Raw genomic sequence first — 18,719 nt, 5'->3', positions numbered from 1 at the left:
GCCCCGCGCTCAGCGGTGGATCGGCCCTCGCGCCGGCGCAGCCAGGTCGACCACGCGGTCCACCAGGTCCAGGCCGGCGGTCCCGTGGGTGATCCACAGGACCGAGCGGTCGCGCTCTCCGGTGAGGACCTCCCGCGCGAGCTCGGCCGCCGTCGCGCTGTCGAGGTGCGCCGCCGGCTCGTCCATCACCAGCACCGGCTGGTCGGCCAGCAGCGACCGGGCGACACCGATCCGAGCGCGCTCCCCGCCCGAGACGGCGGCATGGCCGTCGCCGAGCCAGGTGTGAACGCCCTCCGGGAGGTCGTCGAGCCAGTCGCCGAGGCGCGCCCGGCGCAGGGCGGCCTCGACCTCCGCGTCCGTGGCTCCGGGGCGTGCGAGTCGCACGTTCTCCACCAGCGTCGTGCAGAACACGTGGGGGTGGTCGTCCACGAGGCCGGTCATCCGGCGCACGTCGGCCAGGCGCAGGGACCGGGTGTCACACCCGCCGAGCACGACCCTGCCGCTGGCCGGGTCCAGGAAGCGGAGCAGCAGCGCCGCCAGGGTGGACTTCCCCACGCCCGACGGTCCGACGACTGCGACGCGTTCGCCCGGCGCGAGGTGCACGGACAGCTCCGCCGTGAGCGAACCCCCCGGTGCCCACCGGGCCCGCACCTGCTCGACGGCGACGTCGTGTCCGGAGGGCGTGCCGTCGGCCACCGTGTCCCGGACGGCGGGAGCGGACCGCTCGAGCGCGCGCAGCCGGCTCTCGGCGGCGGCGGTCCGTACGGACAGTGCGCCCGCGTCCGTCAGCGGCAGGACGACGTCCGCGAGGGCGAGCGGCAGCAGCACGAGCAGGGCCATCATCGGACCCGTCAGCGAGCCGTCCGCGACCGCAGTCGAGGCGAGTCCTGCGACGAGAGCCATGGCGACACCCGTCGCGAGGAGGACGGCGGCACGCGCGGCGCCCGTCCAGCCGGCGGCGCCACTTCCTGCCCGACCCAGGGCCCGACCGGTGTGGGCGATGCGGTCCGTGGCGCGTCCGGTGGCCTGCCACATCAGCAGCTCCTCGGCGACCTGGACGGACTCGAGCACCTCGGTCGACAGCCTGGACCGGAGCTCGACGAGCATGCGCTCGGTGCGTCGTGCCCCCCAGCGGGGCGCCAGGTAGCCCACCGAGCCGGTGATCGCGCAGCAGGCGAGCACGACCGCACCCGCCACCGGCAGCACCAGCGCGGCGACGAGCGCGGCGGCCGCGGCCACCAGCACGAACTGCTGCACGGGCATCCGCACCCGCAGCTGCCGATCGACGACGCTGTCCACGTCGTCGACCACGGCGCTGAGCACGTCGCCGCGACGTCGCCCCAGCCGGGCGGGCACCAGCGGGACCAGGGCGTCGTACACCTCCACCCGGCGACGGCCGAGCAGGCGGAGCGCGGCGTCGTGCGAGCGCAGCCGCTCGACGTAGCGCAGGACGGGTCGGGCCAGGCCGAAGGCGCGTACGCCGACCACGGCGAGCAGGAGCGTCAGCACGGGCGGCTGGCTGGAGGCCTGGACGATCAGCCAACCGGCGGTCGCCGTGAGCGCCACGCCGGACAGCGAGGCGAGGGCACCGATGACCGTGCTGCCCACGAACCCCGCTGCCGCGGGCTCCTCGGCCGCACCGGAGGACGTGTCCAGGACTTGGGCGGCGGGGGCGGCTGCGGTGACCGCGGGCCGGGCGACCCGCTCGGGCGGCGCACCGGCGGGCCGGGAGAGCTCGAGCCGCCGGTCGGCCAGCGCGACCAGCATCGGGCGGTGCGCCACGACGACCACCGAGCTGCGGCGGCCCAGCTCGAGGACCGCGTCGGCGATCACCCGTTCGGTGAGCTCGTCGAGGTGTGCGGTGGGCTCGTCCAGCAGGACCCACGGCCGGTCCGCGAGCACGATCCTCGCGAGGGCCAGCCGGGCGCGTTCGCCGGCAGACAGCGTGGCGCCGTCCTCGCCCAGCGGTTCGTCGATGCCGCGAGGAAGCTCGTGGACCCGCACCTCGAGCGCCACCTCGCGCAACGCCTTCCACAGGTCGGCGACGGTCGCGTCCGGACGGGCGATCCGCAGGTTGTCGGCGATGGATCCCGCCACGAACTGTGGCTGCTGGGGCAGCCAGGCGACCTGCGACTGCCACGAAGCGCCACCGACGGGAGACCCGTGGGACGTCACGGTGCCGCCCGTGGCGGGCTCGAGCCCGGCCAGGACCGCGAGGAGGGTCGACTTGCCGCACCCCGACGGGCCGGTCACTGCCGTCACCCCGCGCGCCGGGATCCGGGCGTCGACCGGCGCCAGCGCGGGCACGGTGCGCCCTGGATACGTCATCGTCAGGCCGTCGAGGACCAGGGGCGCGCCCGGCTCGGCCGGGGCATCGAGGTCGTCGTGGTCCTCGGCCGACAACAGTCGGTCCGCGGCCTCGAACGTGGCGGCTCCCTCGGCTGCCGCGTGGAACTCCGCGCCCACCCGTCGCAACGGCCAGTACGCCTCGGGCGCGAGCAGCAGGACGACGAGCGCGGTGGAGAGGTCGAGCGAGCCCTGCGCGAGCCGTACGCCGACCGTCACCGCGACGAGCGCGACCGACAGCGTGGCGACCAGCTCGAGGACGGCCGAGGACGCGAAGGCGATGCGGAGGGTCCGCAGCGAGGCGATCCGGTAGCGGTCGGTGACCTCGGCGATACGGCCCGACTGCACCCGCTCGCGGCGGTGCGCCACGAGCGTCGGGAGCCCGCGCACGACGTCCACGAAGTGGCCCGACAGCGCCTCCATCGCGCGCCACTGCTCGGCCGCCCGGTCTCGGGTCGCGAGTCCGACCAACGCGCCGAAGACCGGGACGAGGGGCAGCGTCGACAGCACGATGACCGCGCTGAGCAGGTCCTGCGTCGCCATCGCGACCACGGCCAGCGGTGGCAGCACCGCGGCCAGCACGAGCGCCGGCACGTAGCGGGTGAGGTAGGGCTCGCACGCCGAGACCCCTCGGGTGACCAGGACGGCGACCTCGCCGCTGCTGCCCACGCGGGGGTGGCGTACGACGGCTGCCACGAGGTCGCTGCGCAGGGAGGTGCCCACGACCGCGGCGGCGCGGGAGGCCAGCCACTCCCCCGCCGCTCCGACGAGACCGCGCGCCAGGAGCACGGCGACGGCTGCCGTCCCCCACTGCCGGACGTGGTCCCCGTCGAGGGCCGCGACCACGAGGCCCGCCACCACCCAGGCCTGCGCGATGACGAGCAGCCCCGAGACCAGCCCGGTCGCGGCGATGCCGGCCAGTGCCCGGCGCGCGGGGACGAGCCTGGCCCGCACGCGGGGGTCGGCGGGCCTCACCGTCCGGCGCCGACGGCCGCCGGGATGTGGTGGACGGCGATCCGCTTGCGGAACACCCAGTAGGTCCACCCCTGGTAGGCGAGGACGAGCGGCGTGAAGATGACGGCGACCACCGTCATGATCCGGAGCGTGTACGCCGTGGCTGCCGCGTTCGTCGTCGTCAGGCCGGTGCCGGTGGCCAGGGTCGTCGGCATCACGTCGGGGAACAGGGCGAGGAACAGGCCGGCCACCCCGAGCGCGATGGCGACGAAGGTGCCCAGGAAGGCCCACCCCTCGCGTCCCCGCACCGCGACCGCCAGTCCCGCGAGCAGTGCGCCCGCCGCGCCGAGGAAGGCCACCGCCGACCCCACGCTCCCGGTCTCGACCTGCGTCCAGCCGAGGAACAGCACGGCAGCGACTGCGGCCGCGGCCCCCACCGGCAGGGCCAGGGAGCGGGCCCGGTGCCGGATCTCGCCGTCGGTCTTCAGCGCGATGAACAGCGCGCCATGGGTCAGGAACAGCAGGAGCGTCATCGCGCCGCCGAGCAGGGCGTAGGGGTTCAGCAGGTTGAAGAAGCCACCGACGTACTCCAGGTCGGAGTCGATCGGGACACCGCGCAGGATGTTGGCGAACGCCACCCCCCACAAGATCGACGGCAGCAGCGACCCGACGAAGATGGCCGCGTCCCACCGGCTGCGCCACCGGTCGTCGTCGCGCTTCGCCCGGTACTCGAACGCGACCCCGCGCACGATCAGGGCGACCAGGATCAGCAGGAGTGGCAGGTAGAACCCGCTGAACAGCGTGGCGTACCACTCGGGGAACGCCGCGAAGGTCGCGCCACCGGCCACCAGCAGCCACACCTCGTTGCCGTCCCAGACCGGGCCGATCGTGTTGATCATGACGCGGCGCTCGGTGTCGTTCCTGGCCAGCACCGGCAGCAGCATCCCGACGCCGAAGTCGAATCCTTCCAGGGTGAAGTAGCCGATCCAGAGGACGGCGATCAGGATGAACCAGATGGTCGTGAGCTCCACGGGGATCTCGCTCTCGGATCAGTAGGCGAAGGCGAGCGGGCGGTCGTTGCCGGGCTCGTCGACGTCTGAGGGGGGTTCGGGCAGGGGGTCGGCACCGCGGGCGATGTAGGTCAGGAGCAGGCGCACCTCGATCACGGCGAGCACGCCGTAGAGGGCGGTCAGCACGATCAGCGAGGTCAGCACCTCGCCGGCGCTGACGCCCGGCGACACCGCTCGCTCGGTCGTCATCAGCCCGAAGACGGCCCACGGCTGCCGGCCGAGCTCGGTGAAGATCCAGCCGAAGGAGTTGGCGAACAGCGGCAGGAAGGGCAACGCCATCGCCACCCACACGGTCCGCCTGCCGGCCGGCGAGCGTCCGGCCCGGGTGATCCACAGGATCCAGCCCGCGATCAGGGTCGCGAGGATCCCGAGCCCGATCATCAACCGGAAGGTCCAGTAGGTGACCGGGATGTTCGGGGTGTAGCCGTCCTCGGAGTAGTAGGCCGCGCCGGGGTCCTCGCCGTAGGTCTCCTCGTACTGCGCCCTGAGGTCGTTGATGCCCTGTACCTCGGCCTGGGGGTCCCCGGTCGCGAGGTAGGACAGCAGCCCGGGCACGGTGATGGAGAACGTCTCCTCCTCACCGTCCAGGGTGCCGAGCGTGAACAGTGAGAAGTCAGCCGGCGCCTCGGTGTCGTAGAGCGCCTCCGCGGCCGCCATCTTCATCGGCTGCACGTCGGTCATGATCTTGCCCTGGAAGTCCCCCGTGATCGCCACGCCGATGCCCGACACCAGCACGATCGCCGCACCCGTGCGGACCGCCATCCGGTACATCGGCCGGTCCGCGTCGGAGGAGCGTCGGCCCAGCTGCCACATCGCGACGCCGACGACGAAGGCCGCACCGGTCATGTACGCCGCCAGCACCACGTGCGGGAACGTCACGAGCTGCACCTTGTTGAGCAGCACGGCCGCGAAGTCGTTCATCTCGGCGCGACCGGTGTCGGGGTTGTAGGCGAAGCCGACCGGGTTCTGCATCCACGAGTTGGCGGCGAGGATGAAGTAGGCGGACAACAGGGTGCCGACGTGCACCAGCACCATGCACGCCGCGTGCAGCTTCGCCGGCAGCCGGTCCCAGCCGAAGATCCACAGGCCGAGGAAGGTGGACTCGAGGAAGAAGGCCAGCAACCCCTCGACCGCGAGCGGCGCCCCGAAGACGTCGCCGACGAAGCGGGAGTAGTCGCTCCAGTTCATCCCGAACTGGAACTCCTGGACGATGCCGGTCACCACGCCGATGGCGAAGTTGATCAGGAAGAGCTTGCCGAAGAACTTCGTCAGCCGCAGCCACTGCTCGTTGCGGGTGCGCAGCCAGGTGATCTCGTAGCCGGCGATGATCGCCGACAGTCCTATCGTGATCGGGACGAACAAGAAGTGGTACACGGTGACGATGGCGAACTGCCACCGGGCGATGTCGGTCGGGTCCACGTGCGAGGTCTCCTGTCGGCGTGCCGGTCCGTGGCCACGGACATCGGGTCGTCCCCACGCTAGGAGCGGCCGCGAGGTCGGCAGCACGGTCCAAATTCCCGTCCCGGGGGGACCTTCGTCCCGGGTTCGGTGGCGGGGTCGAAGGCCTCCACGGACCCGGGTCCAAGGCCCGGGGCCACAGCGACTCACCGGTCACGGGTGACTCGTCGACGTCCAGGGAGTGGGCCTCGACGACCACCGCATCCGCGGGCACGAGGTCCACCGGCGAGCAGGACGTGGTCACCGGGGACCAGGCCGCTCGCCGGCACCTCCACGGTGCGGCCGTCACGCAGCACGCAGGCGGTGGGCGCTGACAGCCTTGCGAGCTCGGCCATGACGTGATCTGCCCGCCGCTGCTGCAGGCACTCCGAGGGTGGTGTTGAAGACCACGACCAGCACGATGATCGCCGTGCTCGGCCAGTCCCGCAGCAAGGCGCTGAGCACTGCAGCCGCCTGGAGCAGCAGGAGCATGGGATCGCGCAGCTGGTCCACGACCCGCTTCACGGTGCTCCGAGGTGGGCGGTCGGGTGGGAGGTTCGGTCCGACCTCGCCCAGCAGACGCTCCGCTGCGGCGCTCGTCAGGCCGATCGGCGGGGCGTACGGAGCCGGGTCAGGCACCACGAGGTGGGCCGTCCCGGCGAGGTGCGTGCACCGCTACTCCTCGCCCATGGCCGACACCTCGGACCGCGCGATCGGCAGCGGCTCACCGTCGCTCGCGGACGGTGCGACGCGCAGGCGCGGAGCAGCCTGCTCCTCCTCCGCGGGTGTGTGCTCGTCGGTCTCGGAGCTCGTGTGCATCTGGCCCACTTCCTCTCCTGTCCTCCTGCCAGCCTGGGCGGCGCGGCTCTCGCGGGACAGAGGCGTGCGGCCCACGGCGAGCAGGACCCGGGCCCCCTGTGACCCGGGTGCCCGCCCTTGCAGGACGTCGACCGGCACGGCGTACGGCTCGGCCGGCGCCCCACGGACGGACACCCGGGCCTCGTCCCCTCGAGCAGCACTGTCGCAGCCCGGTGAACGTCGGGTGCAGTGCCATTGGTCCCGGTGGGCGATGACTCATGGCTCCTCAGGACACCGTGGCTCCAGGAAGCCGCGGCGCAGGGCGTCGGGCGGCCGGCTGGCTGTCCTGACGCTCGGATGAACGCGAGCCGATCATCGCCGCCACGCAGACGGTGCCCAGCCAGCCCAGCGCGAGGTCCCCGACCGTGTCGGCGTACGCCGTCCCGACTTCTGCGGACCTGGTGACGAAGGCGTAGTACTCCCACACCTCCCACACCACCGAGAACGTCATGCCGGCCGCGACCGAGACCACCAACCGGCGCATCAGGGGTGCTCCGACGTACCCGACCGCCACCACCGCGGCGCCGCCCAGCAGGCCGGTGTTGAGGATGTGCATGGCGTCGTCGAACCACGTGACCCGGTCGTAGAGGTCGAGCCTGTTGCCGAGGATGTCGGAGAACGCCGGGACGGTGACCATCAGGTCCACGAGCCACGGGTAGGGCCGCCCGGACCGCCGGAGGAGGTGCGCCAGGGGCACCAGGAAGGCCAGCAGCGGGTAGGTGAGGGCGCGGGTGCCCGGGGCCTTGCCCTCGAGGTTGCCCCACGCCGGATCGAGCGCCACGCGGCTCACGGCGAGCACGAGCAGCACCTTGGCGCCGACGTCCAGCACGACCACCCAGAGCGGGGCTCCGGCAGGGTCGCGGGCGAGGCGGTCCGATCCTGGTCGCACGGCTCACCTCCCCGAACGGTCCGGCACGGACGTCGCCCACCACTGCTCGAAGTGGACGGGGTCGCGCAGCTGCAGCTCGTCGAGCACGGCGCGACGCTCCTCGGTCAGCGCCAGCATGCGCGTCGCCGAGGTGCACCGCAGCACCTCGCCGGTGGTCCGGTCCCAGCGGCGGAGGAGCTCGTGGGTCGAGAGGCTCGCCGGCGTCCCGGCGGCTCGTCGCTCGGTCAGGGCGGAGTACTGGCTGCTGATCGCCCCGACGACGACGGGCGAGGTCAGCACCAGGACGACGCTGGCCAGCGCCCCGGCGCCGCCGAGGGTCGACACCAGCCCGTCGGCGGCTGCGGTGCCCATGCCCAGCCAGCCGGCCCCTCGACGCGCCGACGCCCAGCGGTCGGGGCGGTCGTCGGCGAACACGAACCCGAGGACTCCTCCGAAGACCAGCATCGTCGGGACCAGCAGGGCAAGTCGCTGCCAGCCTCCGGTCACGGAGTCGAGCACGACGCAGGGCAGCGTGACGACTGCCGCCGACACTGCCCACACTGCTCTGTACCTCCTCATGGTCGCCCTCCCGCCGTTCAGATGTCCTCGGGGAGCATCTCGATCGCGCCGCACGGGCACTCGGCGACGCAGATGCCGCAGCCCTTGCAGTAGTCGAGGTCGATCTCGTACGTCCCCGGCATGCCGATGTTGTGCACGGCGTCGTCGGGACAGACCGCGACGCAGTTGTCGCACGAGAAGCAGGTGCCGCAGGACATGCAGCGACGCGCCTCGTAGAGCGCGTTGTCGGCGTCGAGTCCCTCGACCACCTCGTCGAACGTCGACTGACGGCGTACGGCTTCGAGGCGCGGTCGGTGGGCGCGCGGTGCGTCCTCGTAGTACCAGGTGTTCAGCATGTCGAAGGCGGCCAGCTCACGCGGGGGTTCGGGTGCGGGGGCCAGGCCGGCGAGCCAGTCGTCGATGCGCCCGGCGGCCACCCGGCCGTGCCCGATGGCGACCGTCACCGACCGGTCCCCCGGCGTCACGTCACCGGCCGCGAAGACACCCGGCTGGCCGGTCATCATCGCCGAGGTCGTGTGCACGACGCCGCGGCCGAGGTCGACGTCATCGAGCCCGGCGAGCAGCGACAGGTCGGAGTCCTGGCCCAGGGCCAGCACCACCGAGTCCGCGGCCAGCACCTCGGTGCGCCCGGTCGGCTGCGGGAACCCGGCCTCGTCGAGCTCCATCTGCTCGACGACGATCGAGGACTCCTCGACCTCGCCGATGGTGGACAACCAGCGGAACCGCACGCCCTCCTCCTCGGCCTCCTGGACCTCGATCTCGTTCGCCGGCATCCGCTCCCGGGTCCTGCGGTAGACCACGAGCGCGTCCTCGGCGCCGAGCCGCTTGGCCGTCCTGGCCGCGTCGATGGCGGTGTTGCCTCCGCCGTAGACCGCGACGCGACGACCGAGGAGTGGCTGCTCCCCCGCCGCGACCCCGTGGAGCACGCTCACCGCGTCCAGCACGTGGGCGGCCGACCCGGCCGGGATGTAGGCCCGCCTGCCGATCTGGGCACCCACGCACACGAGGGCTGCGTCGAAGTGCTCCTCGGACATGGTCGAGACCAGGTCGTCGACGCGGGTGTCCAGCTCCAGCCGGACGCCGAGGTCGAGGATCCGCTGCACCTCGGCCTCGAGAACCGTCCGCGGCAGCCGGTAGCGCGGGATCCCCCAGCGCATCATCCCGCCGGGACGGGACTCGGCCTCCTTGAGGACGACCTCGTGACCCAGCCGGACCAGGTGGTACGCCGCCGCGAGACCGGCGGGGCCCGCACCCACCACCAGCACCTTTCGGCCCGTCGGCGGACCAGCGGGAGGCGGGCGCCACCCGAGCTCCAGGGCGCGGTCACCGAGGAAGCGTTCGACCGAGTTGATGCCCACCGACTCGTCCAGCTGGCCGCGGTTGCAGCTCGTCTCGCACGGGTGGTAGCAGACCCGTCCCATCACGGCCGGGAACGGGTTGGCGTCCATGATGCGCCGCCAGGCCCGCTCGTAGCCCGCGTCGCCCTCCTCGGCGTCGTAGAGCCAGTCGCGCACCGCCTCACCGGCCGGACAGGCGTTGCCGCACGGTGCCTGTCGGGTGACGTACGACGCCCGCTCCGTGCGCCACGTGCCGGTCAGGTCCGCCCGGCTCGACGCGGGGGCGAGGGTGATCGCGAAGGGCAGGTCGTGCTCAGACATGGTCCACGCCATCCGGGTCGACGACGGTGACGAGGTCGTACCTGTCGATGTTCCGGTCCGCACCGGCCTGGATGCGGGCGACCACGTCCGGCCTGCCGTCCGGGCCGAAGAGGTGCGCGAAGCGGCCCTGGAGGGTGAGGTAGTCCTCGACCGGCACGCGCCGGCGGATCGGCGTCGTGGCCGTGACCACCCCGTGCTCGGCCTCGAACACCGGGAACAGCCCGCTCTGCGTGGCGAGGCGGGCCAGGCGGATGGTGTCCTGCGACGCCGACGCCCACCCCAGCGGGCACGGCACCAGCACGTGCAGGTAGCGGGCGCCGCGCAGCGACATCGCCTTCTCCACCTTCCGCTCGAGGTCGCGCAGGTCGGCCACGGTGGCCGTCGCGACGTAGGGGATCTCGTGGGCCATGGCGATCCGGGGCAGGTCCTTGCCCTGGCCGAAGACGTTCCCCGGCTCGGACCCGACCGGCCTGGTGTTGGCGGTGCGGGCAGCGGGAGGCGTGGCCCCCGAGCGCTGGACGCCGGTGTTCATGTAGCCCTGGTTGTCGTAGCAGACGAACAACACGTCGTCGTTGCGCTCGAACATGCCCGACAGGCAGCCCAGGCCGATGTCGACGGTGCCGCCATCGCCGGCCTGCGCCACCACCCGGACGTGCTCGCGCCCCTGTGCCTTGAGGGCGGCGGCGACGCCGGTGGCCACGGCGGCGACGTTGCCGAACAGCGAGTGCACCCACGCCAGCTGCCACGCGGACTCGGGATAGGGGGTGGAGAACACCTCGAGGCACCCGGTCGCGTTGGCGATGACGATCTCTCCGCCGGCAGCCCGCATCGCCGCGTCGAGCACGAACCGCGCTCCGAGCGCCTCACCGCAGCCCTGGCACGCACGGTGCCCGGACGTGATCGAGCTGGCGCGGCCCGGGTCGGCCTGGACCGACCGGTCGCCGGGGTCCAGCAGTCGGTTGCCCGCGGCGAAGGTGCCGATCTGGTAGAGCTTGAGATCCGTCGGTGCCATCAGGACTCCTTCGCCAGTGCCAGGCCGAGCTCGCGCGCGACCACGTCCTGGTCGAGGTCGAGGAAGTGGAGCCGGTCGGGGTCGACCTCGCCACCGATCACCGCGGCGAGCAGTGAACGGATGCTCGCGCGCGTGACCGGACGACCGCCCAGTCCGGCCACCACGTCGTGGACCCGGGTCGCCGACGTCGCCAGCGTGAGGCGTACGTCCTGGCCGAGCATGGTCCCGGAGCCGACGGCGAAGGCCCGGTTGAGCACTACCACCTGCTCGAGGCCGGCCAGTGCCGCGCGCACCTCGTCCAGCGGCCACGGCCGGTAGCACGACACGGCGACGACGCCGATGGGGACGCCGACGTCTCGCAGCTCGTCCACCACGTCCTTGACGGAGCCGAGGACCGAGCCCATGGCGAGGACCGCGATCGTCGCCTCCTCCATGCGGTAGGAGCTGACCAGCCCACCGGACGAGCGTCCCGTCGCCTGCTCGAACGCCTCGGCGATCACGGGCACCTCGTCGAGCACCCTCAACTGCTGGGCCGCGGCGAGGTACTTCACCTCGGTGAACGCCTCGGGTCCGACCATCGCGCCGATGGTGACCGGGGCGGCCGGGTCGAGGACCTGTCGCGGCGAGAACGGCGGCAGCAGGGAGTCGACCACCTCCTGGTCCGGGACGTCGATCTCCTCGACCGCGTGGGTCAGCACGAAGCCGTCCATGCAGACCATGACGGGGAGCGAGAGGCGCTCGGCGAGGACGAACGCCTGGACGTGCAGGTCCACGGCCTCCTGGTTGGACTCGGCGAAGAGCTGGACCCAGCCGGCGTCGCGCTGCGACATGGCGTCGGAGTGGTCGTTCCAGATGTTGATGGGCGCGCCGATGGCCCGGTTGGCCACGGTCATCACGACCGGCAGTCCGAGGCCCGACGCGTTCGGCAGCGCCTCGGCCATGAAGAGCAGGCCCTGGCTGGCAGTCGCCGTGTAGGTGCGCGAACCCGCCGCCGAGGCACCGATGCAGGCCGACAGGGCACCGAACTCCGACTCGACCATGAGGTACTCGCACGGCTCCAGCTCACCGGTGCGCACCAGGTCGGACAGCGCCTCGACGATGTGGGTCTGCGGCGAGATCGGATAGGCGGCGATGACCTGCGGTCGACACCGGGCTACGGTCTCGGCGACCGCGCGCGAACCCTCGAGCTGCCTAAGCACGGACCCCACCCCCCATCGTGAGACGGACGCGCACATGGGCGAGGTGGGCGATCTCAGCGTTGGCCTCGGCCACCTCGCCGGTGAAGCGCTGGCGGATCGCGTCCTGGACCGCGGCGAGCGTGACCACCCCGGTCAGCGCGGCGAAGCCGCCGAGGAGTGCGGTGTTGGGCAGCGCCCGGCCGAGACGTTCGCGGGACAGGTCGGTCGCCGGGACCGTGACGAGGTGGGCCGGATCCATCCCGCTCACCAGGTCGTCGACCCCGAGGTCCGCGAACGGGGACGAGCTGTTGACCAGCACGAAGCCGGACGGCTTGATCCCGGCGAACACCGGGACGAGCCGCAGCAGCGTCGGGTCCTGCACGATGACCGCGTCGGGCTCGGCGATGGGGTCGTGGGCGCGGATCGGGGCGTCGTCGATGCGGCAGAACGCCACCACCGGCGCACCGGTGCGCTCGGACCCGAAGCTGGGGAACGCCTGTGCATGCAGCCCCTGGTCGAAGGCGGCCACGGACAGCATCTCCGCGGACGTGACGGCACCCTGGCCGCCCCGTCCGTGGACACGCACGCTGAACACGGGGTCAGCTCGTGACGGAGGACGGGGTGAGCGAGCTCCCGACGAGTCGGGTGAGGTCGGCGAGGCGGCAGGTGTAGCCCCACTCGTTGTCGTACCAGCCGAAGACCTTGGCGAACCGGCCCGAGGCCTGCGTGAGGCCGGAGTCGAAGACGCACGACGCCCCGTCCCCGATCACGTCTGCGGAGACGAACGGGCCGTCCTCGTAGCGCAGCAGGCCGGCCAGGGGCCCGGACGCGGCCGCGGCGGCGAAGGCGGCGTTGACCTCGTCCGCGGTGACGTCGCGATCGAGCAGGACGCCGAGGTCGACCAGCGACCCGTCGACCACGGGCACGCGCAGCGCCACACCGTCGAGGCGTCCGGCGATCTCCGGGAGGACCTCCCCCACGGCCTTAGCCGCGCCGGTGGTGGTCGGAACGATGTTGACCGCGGCCGAGCGCGCCCGGCGGGCGTCCTTGTGGGGGCCGTCGAGGAGGTTCTGGTCGCCGGTGTAGGCGTGCACCGTGGTCATGAACCCCGTCTGGATGCCGAAGGCGTCCTGCAGGACCTTGACCATCGGCGCCACGCAGTTGGTGGTGCACGAGGCGTTGGACACGACGACGTGCGCGGCGGCGTCGTACGTCGTGTCGTTGACGCCCATCACGATGGTGGCGTCCACGGACGTGCCCGGTGCGGAGATGACGACCCGCTGGGCTCCGGCGTGCAGGTGGCCGGCGGCCTGGTCGCGCGTGCGGAACTTGCCGGTGCACTCGACGGCCACCTCGACGTTCTCGCTGGCCCAGGGCAGCTCCTCGGGATCGCGGCAGGACGAGACGGCGATCTTGCGCCCGTCGACGACGAGCACGTCCCCGTCCACCTCGATCTCCCCCGGGAACCGTCCGAAGGTGCTGTCGCGGCGCAGGAGCGTCGCCAGCATCGAGATGCCCATGAGGTCGTTCACCGCGACGACCTCGAGGTCGTCCGTCTGTGCTGCGCGGCGCAGGAGCGCCCGTCCGACCCTGCCCATGCCGTTGATCCCGACGCGGATGCTCATCGTGGTGCCTTCCTTCGCCGCCGCGGTCGCGGGGCCTCTCCACCCACGCTCGCCCTCGAGGACCGGGCGCCACAGGGCCGAAGGTCATCCGCCGGACGGGCATTCGGACTCGCGAGGCTCCGCCGGCGAGGACGCGCGTGATGACGGTGCCGCTGCGCCGTGCCTCGACATCTCACGACCTCGTGGTCCCGGGCCGGACAGGCCGTTCTCCCCTGCCGGCGGCGTCCCCACACGCGTTGACTCGCATGCGACGGACTTGTCGCCAACCCCACAGGAGTGAGCATCATGCGTGCAGCAGTCGTACCAGCCCTCGGCGCCCCGCTGGAGATCCGGGACGTCCCCGTCCCGACACCGGGTCGCGGCCAGGTCCTGGTCAGGATCGAGGCGAGCGGCCTGTGCCACACAGACATCCACGCCGCCCGAGGTGACTGGCCGGTGAAGCCGAAGATCCCGCTCATCCCGGGACACGAGGGCGTGGGTCACGTCGTCGGTGTCGGCGAGGAGGTCGACCCCTCGCTGACCGGGACACGTGTCGCACTCCCCTGGCTCGGTCATGCGTGCGGCAGCTGCCGCTACTGCGTGTCGGGGTGGGAGACCTACTGCACCACGCCTGCCTACATGGGCTACACGATGGACGGCTCCTACGCCGAGTACGCGCTCGGGTACGCCAGCCACGTCGTCCGGGTCCCCGATGGCGTGTCGTCGCTCGACGCGGCGCCGATCACGTGCGCCGGCGTGACGACGTACAAGGCCCTGAAGGTCGCTCGGCCCCAGCCCAATGAGACCGCCATGATCGTGGGTGTCGGCGGACTGGGGCACATGGCCCTGCAGTACGCCCGCATCTTCGGCACGCGGACCGTCGCCGTCGATGTCGAGGACGACAAGCTCGCGCTCGCCAAGGAGCTGGGCGCCGACCACGTCGTCGACGCCCGGGGCGACCAGGCGGCGGAGCTCGCGGCGCTCGGCGGGGTCGACGTCGCTGTCGTGACCGTCCCGTCGCCCTCGTCGATGCGCGCCGCACACGCCGCACTGAACCCGAACGGCCGGCTCGTGCTGGTCGGGCTGCCGGCGGACAACCGGCTCGAGCTCCCGGTGTTCGAGACGGTGCTCAAGGGCATCTCCGTCATCGGTTCGCTGGTCGGCACCCGCAACGACCTCGCCGACTGCTTCGCCCTGCACGAGCAGGGCCACACGCGGGTCGTCACCGAGACGCGGCGTCTCGAGGACGTCAACGCCTGCTTCGACGAGGTCCTCGCCGGCCGCGTGCCGGCGCGTCTCGTCTTCGACCTCGCGCTGTGACGCGAGGCCTCGAGGTCCACCTGGAGGAGCTCGGTGAGCACTCGTGGTGGAGGGCCCTGCTGACCACGATCTCCGGGAGCTACGGGAGTGCTCTCTACCGCTTCGTCGCGGTTCCGGTGGGTGAACCGGCCGAGCACCGCGCCGCCTCGCACGCGCTCGTCAGCTCGACGTTCCCGGTGCTCCGCCTCCAGGACATGGACGACACCACCGAGCCGCACGCCTGGCTCCCGCTCGCGCAGGAGCAGCTGCGCGAGCTCGACGCCGACCTCGCCGCGCACGGTTGGCAGCGGTCGGCCGAGACCGGCCCGCACTGGTGGTCGTTGCACTACACCCCGTCGTGACCGGGGACGGGTCAGGTCTGCGGTGAGACCTCGTCAGCGGTGAGGTCCCACTCCAGCTCGGCCCGTGCGACGTGCACCGGGACGACCATGACAGGACACCGGGACTCGCGGAGGACCGTTCGCGCGATCGAACCCAGGTGGTGCGGGCCCCACGGGGCCCGGCCGTGTCGTCCCATGACGACGAGCCGGGCGACCCGGGAGTCGTCGACGAGCACGTCGGCGGGCCACTGGTGGCGCACCTCGACCTCGACGCTCACGCCGGGGTGGCGGGAGCGCAGCGTGCTGACCGCCTCCGTGAGGACGGTCCGTTGCTCGGCCCGCCACTCGGCGGCGATGCGCGAGGTGATGATGTCGTCGTAGACCGCGTCCAGCCGCCACCCGTGGACGACGCGCACGGGTGCGCCGGTCGCCTCGGCCCAGACGAAGGCCTCGGCCAGGGCCTCGGACGGTCCACCGTCCTCGTGGACGCCGACGACGACCTCACCACCCGCGTCCGGCGGTTCCCAGTCCTCGTTGACCGACACCACCGGGCAGCCGGCCCGGGAGGCGACTCCGGTCACGGTGTGGCCGGTGACGAGCCGGGCGAGACCGTGCGCGTGCCGGTGCTGGACGACCAGCATGCGGGCGTCGACGGCGAGGTCCCCGAGCACGCGCCAGGGGGCGCCGGCGACGGCCAGCGAGGTGAACTGGATCGAGCCGTCGCTCAGCTCCCGGAACTCGTCGCCGACCTCCTTGACCACCCAGTCACCCGCCTCGGAGGCATCGGCATAGCTGAGGAGGATGCCTGGAGGAGGGGCGGGGTGCCCAGGGTGGAAGGCGTGCACGAGCACGACGTCACGTCCCTCACGCCGGGCGCAGTCGGCCGCGAACCGCAGGGCGGCCCGCTCCCGGCCGGGGCCGGTGACCCCCACCACGACCGAGCCAGGCCTGGGGTGGGCGGGTGCGTTGTCCTCGGTGCTCATCATCGTCCTCCTTCGCGGGGTGGTCACTTCAGCGCGCTACCGGCCGCCTCGAGATCGAGGTCGGGGAGCACGGGCACGTGGACGGCCGGGACGACCCGGACCGGGCAGTGTGCGTAGAGCAGCGTGGTGCGAGCGGTGGATCCGAGGTGCGCGGCCGCGGGGAATCCGTGTGCCTTCCGCGCGATGACCAGCTCGTCGGCATCGACGGACGCGTGCACGAGTGCCTGCGCCGGGTGGTCGTGCACGCACCTGAGCTCGACCTCGACGTCGGGGTAGCTGTGCCGCCAGGGCGCGACCAGGTCCTCGAGCTCCGACCGCGCGCGGTCGCCCCACTCGGCAAGCGTGGCGGGGTCGGAGACGATGATGTCGTCGTACGCCGAGGGGAACCGCCACGCGCGCAGGACGACGAGCCGGCTGCCACGCCGACGAGCGACCTCGAACCCCTCGGCCAGGAGGGCCTCGGACTGGTCGGGTCGCTTGACCCCCACCAGCACGGTGCCGGTCTCGCGATCGGCCGACCAGGTCTCCGGGACGGACACGACCGGAACCGCAGCGCTGGCGGCGACACCGGTGGACACGTTGCCGGTGAGCAGCCGGCTCGTCACTGGGCGCCGGTCGCTCCCGACGACGATCTCGAGGGCGTGCTCGCCGGCGGTCACGAGCGTCTTCACCACCGCCCCGCGCTCGAGCTTCGTCGCCAGCGTCGCACCGGAGGTCGAGCCGACCTCGCGGAGCGTCGTCTCGAGGGCCGCGCGGCCGGCCTCCACGAGCTCGGCCGGGGCAATGGGGTACATGCCCGCGATGGGGGCGTAGTCGGGGATGACGTGGACGACCTCCACGTTGCCTCCACTGAGCGCCGCTTCCTTGACCGCGTACCGGAGCGCGTTGGCGCTGGCCGGCGTGCCGTCGACGCCGACCACCAGGTCGCGCGTACGGCGGGTGGGGCGATTCGTGTGCGACATGGTCGGGACCTCCTGGGGTGTCTTTCCGGCACCACCAGCCTGCGGCTCTAGTGGGCCGCGCGGCAGGGCCGGACGGACGTGCGCGCCGGGACGAACGGCCCGCTCAGTCGAGCAGGACCCGTTCGCCGGGCGAGGGAACGACGGCCGTCCAGCCGAGCTCCGAGGCGATGCGGGTGACGAGGGCGTGGGCCGATGCCGGCTCGCCGTGGACGACGTAGACGGTCCGCGGGGCGCGGGGAGCGCGACTGAGCCACTCGATGGTCTCGGTGCCGTCGGAGTGCACGGAGAAGTCGGGGACGGACACGACCTCGGCACGCACCGGCACGTAGCGGCCGTGGATCTTCACCTGCCTGTCTCCCTCGGCCAGCTGCCGGCCGCGCGTCCCCTCCGCCTGGTAGCCGGTCAGCACGACGGTGTTGCGGCGGTCCGGCAGCTGGTGGGCCAGGTGGTGCAGCACACGACCACCGGTGGCCATGCCCGACGCCGAGATGACGATGCAGGGCTGGCTGGGTCGGTTGAGGAGCTGGGAGCCGGCGACGTCATGGACTGCGTGCACCGACCGGTCGTCGAACCCGGCGACGAGCTCGCGGGCCTCGGCCCGGAACTGCGAACCTCCCCGCGCAGCAGCGCGCCGGTACACCTCGAGTGCCGCCAGCGCCATCGGGCTGTCGACGTGGATCGGGACGTCGGGGACCAGCTTCTCGCGGACCAGCCGTTGCAGCTCGAGGAGGACCAGCTCGGTGCGGTCGACCGCGAACGCCGGGACGAGGACGCTGCCACCCCGCTCGATCGTGCGGCACACCGCGTCCGCGAGGACGTGCGGGTCGGGCAGCGGGTGCCGCCGGTCACCGTACGTCGACTCGACGACCACCGTGTCGACCTCGGGCGGGTCCTCGGGCGGGGCCAGCAGCGGGTGGTGGGCGCGGCCGAGGTCTCCGCTGAACAGCACCCGGCTCGCGCCGATGCGGACCTCGATCGTCGCCGAGCCGAGGATGTGCCCCGCCGGACGCCAGGTCGCGCCGACGTGCGGCGCCAGCTCGACGTGTGCACCCGTCCTCACCGGGGAGAACAGACGGAGCGCCCGCTCGACGTCCTGGTGGTCGTAGAGCGGGAGCGCCGGCGAGTGCTTGGAGAACCGGGAGGCGTCGGCGTGCGCCGCGTCCTCCTCCTGCAGGTGCGCGCTGTCCCGGAGCACGATGGCCGCCAGGTCGGCGGTCTCCCGGGTGCACCGCACCGGTCCGGCGAACCCGTCCCGGACGAGACGGGGCAGGTAGCCGGTGTGGTCCAGGTGTGCGTGCGTGAGGAGCACGTGGCCGATCGTGGCCGGGTCGACCGGGAACGTGTCCCAGTTGCGTCGCCGGTGCACCGCGAGGCCCTGGTAGAGGCCGGCGTCGACCAGCACCCGGCCCGTCGGCACGTCGAGGAGGAACTTGCTGCCGGTCACGGTCCCGACGCCGCCGAGGAACGTCATCGCTGCGGTGGGTGCCGCGCTGCGGGTCATGTGCGCCTCCGTCTCCTGGTCCGGCACCCCACCTTCGGTCGAGCCATCCCACGCCGGACAGGGCCTTCG

The 18,719-nt window shown here is 72.6% G+C and carries 18 protein-coding genes; 2 read left to right on the top strand and 16 right to left on the bottom strand.

Going from position 1 to position 18,719, the window contains the following annotated elements; genetic code table 11:
• Positions 1 to 9: 9 nt before the first annotated feature.
• The 13 genes from cydD to gap all read right to left on the bottom strand — a co-directional run bounded on the left by cydD (position 10) and on the right by gap (position 13,585).
• On the bottom strand, positions 10 to 3,321 hold the full coding sequence (gene cydD, locus EUA06_RS21420; protein ID WP_129479592.1) for a thiol reductant ABC exporter subunit CydD: 3,312 nt from the start codon (positions 3,319 to 3,321) through the stop codon (positions 10 to 12).
• Positions 3,318 to 4,331, bottom strand: coding sequence for a cytochrome d ubiquinol oxidase subunit II (gene cydB, locus EUA06_RS21415; RefSeq protein WP_129479590.1), 1,014 nt, complete (start codon positions 4,329 to 4,331; stop codon positions 3,318 to 3,320). Before cydB ends, cydD begins: the two co-directional genes overlap by 4 nt.
• Positions 4,332 to 4,349: 18 nt before the next feature.
• Positions 4,350 to 5,789, bottom strand: coding sequence for a cytochrome ubiquinol oxidase subunit I (locus tag EUA06_RS21410; protein WP_129479588.1), 1,440 nt, complete (start codon positions 5,787 to 5,789; stop codon positions 4,350 to 4,352).
• A gap of 185 nt (positions 5,790 to 5,974) precedes the next feature.
• Positions 5,975 to 6,163 carry a P-type ATPase actuator domain-containing protein gene (locus EUA06_RS23445; RefSeq protein WP_129479586.1) on the bottom strand — a complete coding sequence of 63 codons (189 nt, stop codon included), beginning with the start codon at positions 6,161 to 6,163 and terminating at the stop codon, positions 5,975 to 5,977.
• Positions 6,114 to 6,446: a cation-transporting P-type ATPase gene (locus EUA06_RS21400; RefSeq protein WP_242498309.1), complete on the bottom strand. Its 333-nt coding sequence runs from the start codon at positions 6,444 to 6,446 to the stop codon at positions 6,114 to 6,116. Before EUA06_RS21400 ends, EUA06_RS23445 begins: the two co-directional genes overlap by 50 nt.
• A gap of 36 nt (positions 6,447 to 6,482) precedes the next feature.
• On the bottom strand, positions 6,483 to 6,800 hold the full coding sequence (locus EUA06_RS21395) for a hypothetical protein (RefSeq protein WP_129479582.1): 318 nt from the start codon (positions 6,798 to 6,800) through the stop codon (positions 6,483 to 6,485).
• A 91-nt stretch (positions 6,801 to 6,891) separates the two neighbouring features.
• A complete protein-coding gene (locus EUA06_RS21390; RefSeq protein ID WP_129479581.1) occupies positions 6,892 to 7,554 on the bottom strand; it encodes a DUF2238 domain-containing protein in 663 nt (220 codons plus the stop codon).
• 3 nt (positions 7,555 to 7,557) lie between these two features.
• Positions 7,558 to 8,112: a hypothetical protein gene (locus EUA06_RS21385; protein ID WP_129479579.1), complete on the bottom strand. Its 555-nt coding sequence runs from the start codon at positions 8,110 to 8,112 to the stop codon at positions 7,558 to 7,560.
• 17 nt (positions 8,113 to 8,129) lie between these two features.
• On the bottom strand, positions 8,130 to 9,770 hold the full coding sequence (locus EUA06_RS21380; protein WP_129479577.1) for an NAD(P)-binding protein: 1,641 nt from the start codon (positions 9,768 to 9,770) through the stop codon (positions 8,130 to 8,132).
• Entirely contained in the window at positions 9,763 to 10,782 is a 1,020-nt protein-coding gene (locus tag EUA06_RS21375; RefSeq protein WP_129479575.1) for a thiamine pyrophosphate-dependent enzyme, read from the bottom strand. Before EUA06_RS21375 ends, EUA06_RS21380 begins: the two co-directional genes overlap by 8 nt.
• Positions 10,782 to 11,981 (bottom strand): pyruvate ferredoxin oxidoreductase, encoded by a 1,200-nt coding sequence (gene porA, locus EUA06_RS21370; RefSeq protein WP_129479573.1) that lies wholly within the window; start codon positions 11,979 to 11,981, stop codon positions 10,782 to 10,784. Before porA ends, EUA06_RS21375 begins: the two co-directional genes overlap by 1 nt.
• Entirely contained in the window at positions 11,974 to 12,555 is a 582-nt protein-coding gene (locus tag EUA06_RS21365) for a 2-oxoacid:acceptor oxidoreductase family protein (RefSeq protein ID WP_129479571.1), read from the bottom strand. The genes porA and EUA06_RS21365 overlap by 8 nt, the downstream gene beginning before the upstream one ends.
• Positions 12,556 to 12,559: 4 nt before the next feature.
• Positions 12,560 to 13,585, bottom strand: a complete 1,026-nt coding sequence (gene gap / locus EUA06_RS21360; protein ID WP_129479569.1) for a type I glyceraldehyde-3-phosphate dehydrogenase — start codon at positions 13,583 to 13,585, stop codon at positions 12,560 to 12,562.
• Positions 13,586 to 13,870: 285 nt separating this feature from the next.
• On the opposite strand from gap, the gene EUA06_RS21355 reads away from it, so the two are divergent.
• Together EUA06_RS21355 and EUA06_RS21350 are read left to right on the top strand one after the other, a co-directional pair.
• Positions 13,871 to 14,884, top strand: coding sequence for a zinc-dependent alcohol dehydrogenase (locus tag EUA06_RS21355; RefSeq protein ID WP_129479567.1), 1,014 nt, complete (start codon positions 13,871 to 13,873; stop codon positions 14,882 to 14,884).
• Positions 14,881 to 15,225, top strand: coding sequence for a hypothetical protein (locus tag EUA06_RS21350; protein ID WP_129479565.1), 345 nt, complete (start codon positions 14,881 to 14,883; stop codon positions 15,223 to 15,225). The genes EUA06_RS21355 and EUA06_RS21350 overlap by 4 nt, the downstream gene beginning before the upstream one ends.
• A gap of 11 nt (positions 15,226 to 15,236) precedes the next feature.
• On the opposite strand, the gene EUA06_RS21345 is transcribed toward EUA06_RS21350, so the two are convergent.
• The 3 genes from EUA06_RS21345 to EUA06_RS21335 form a co-directional block, all read right to left on the bottom strand.
• Positions 15,237 to 16,187: a universal stress protein gene (locus EUA06_RS21345; RefSeq protein WP_165354493.1), complete on the bottom strand. Its 951-nt coding sequence runs from the start codon at positions 16,185 to 16,187 to the stop codon at positions 15,237 to 15,239.
• Positions 16,188 to 16,210: 23 nt separating this feature from the next.
• Entirely contained in the window at positions 16,211 to 17,149 is a 939-nt protein-coding gene (locus EUA06_RS21340; RefSeq protein ID WP_129479561.1) for a universal stress protein, read from the bottom strand.
• 103 nt (positions 17,150 to 17,252) lie between these two features.
• Positions 17,253 to 18,650: an MBL fold metallo-hydrolase RNA specificity domain-containing protein gene (locus EUA06_RS21335; RefSeq protein ID WP_129479559.1), complete on the bottom strand. Its 1,398-nt coding sequence runs from the start codon at positions 18,648 to 18,650 to the stop codon at positions 17,253 to 17,255.
• Positions 18,651 to 18,719 lie beyond the last annotated feature (69 nt).

The organism is Nocardioides glacieisoli, from assembly GCF_004137245.1.
Taxonomy (GTDB): Bacteria; Actinomycetota; Actinomycetes; order Propionibacteriales; family Nocardioidaceae; genus Nocardioides; species Nocardioides glacieisoli.
The sequence above is the reverse complement of the archived record's forward strand: the minus strand, read 5'-3'. Positions and strand labels throughout refer to the sequence as shown.

Excerpts from the sequence above, each read along its gene's own strand:
- EUA06_RS23445 (WP_129479586.1), bottom strand. The coding sequence starts at position 6,163 with ATGGCCGAGCTCGCAAGGCTGTCAGCGCCCACCGCCTGCGTGCTGCGT.
- EUA06_RS21380 (WP_129479577.1), bottom strand. The coding sequence starts at position 9,770 with ATGTCTGAGCACGACCTGCCCTTCGCGATCACCCTCGCCCCCGCGTCG.
- EUA06_RS21340 (WP_129479561.1), bottom strand. The coding sequence starts at position 17,149 with ATGTCGCACACGAATCGCCCCACCCGCCGTACGCGCGACCTGGTGGTC.
- EUA06_RS21345 (WP_165354493.1), bottom strand. The coding sequence starts at position 16,187 with ATGAGCACCGAGGACAACGCACCCGCCCACCCCAGGCCTGGCTCGGTC.
- EUA06_RS21335 (WP_129479559.1), bottom strand. The coding sequence starts at position 18,650 with ATGACCCGCAGCGCGGCACCCACCGCAGCGATGACGTTCCTCGGCGGC.
- gap (WP_129479569.1), bottom strand. The coding sequence starts at position 13,585 with ATGAGCATCCGCGTCGGGATCAACGGCATGGGCAGGGTCGGACGGGCG.
- EUA06_RS21375 (WP_129479575.1), bottom strand. The coding sequence starts at position 10,782 with ATGGCACCGACGGATCTCAAGCTCTACCAGATCGGCACCTTCGCCGCG.
- EUA06_RS21355 (WP_129479567.1), top strand. The coding sequence starts at position 13,871 with ATGCGTGCAGCAGTCGTACCAGCCCTCGGCGCCCCGCTGGAGATCCGG.
- EUA06_RS21385 (WP_129479579.1), bottom strand. The coding sequence starts at position 8,112 with ATGAGGAGGTACAGAGCAGTGTGGGCAGTGTCGGCGGCAGTCGTCACG.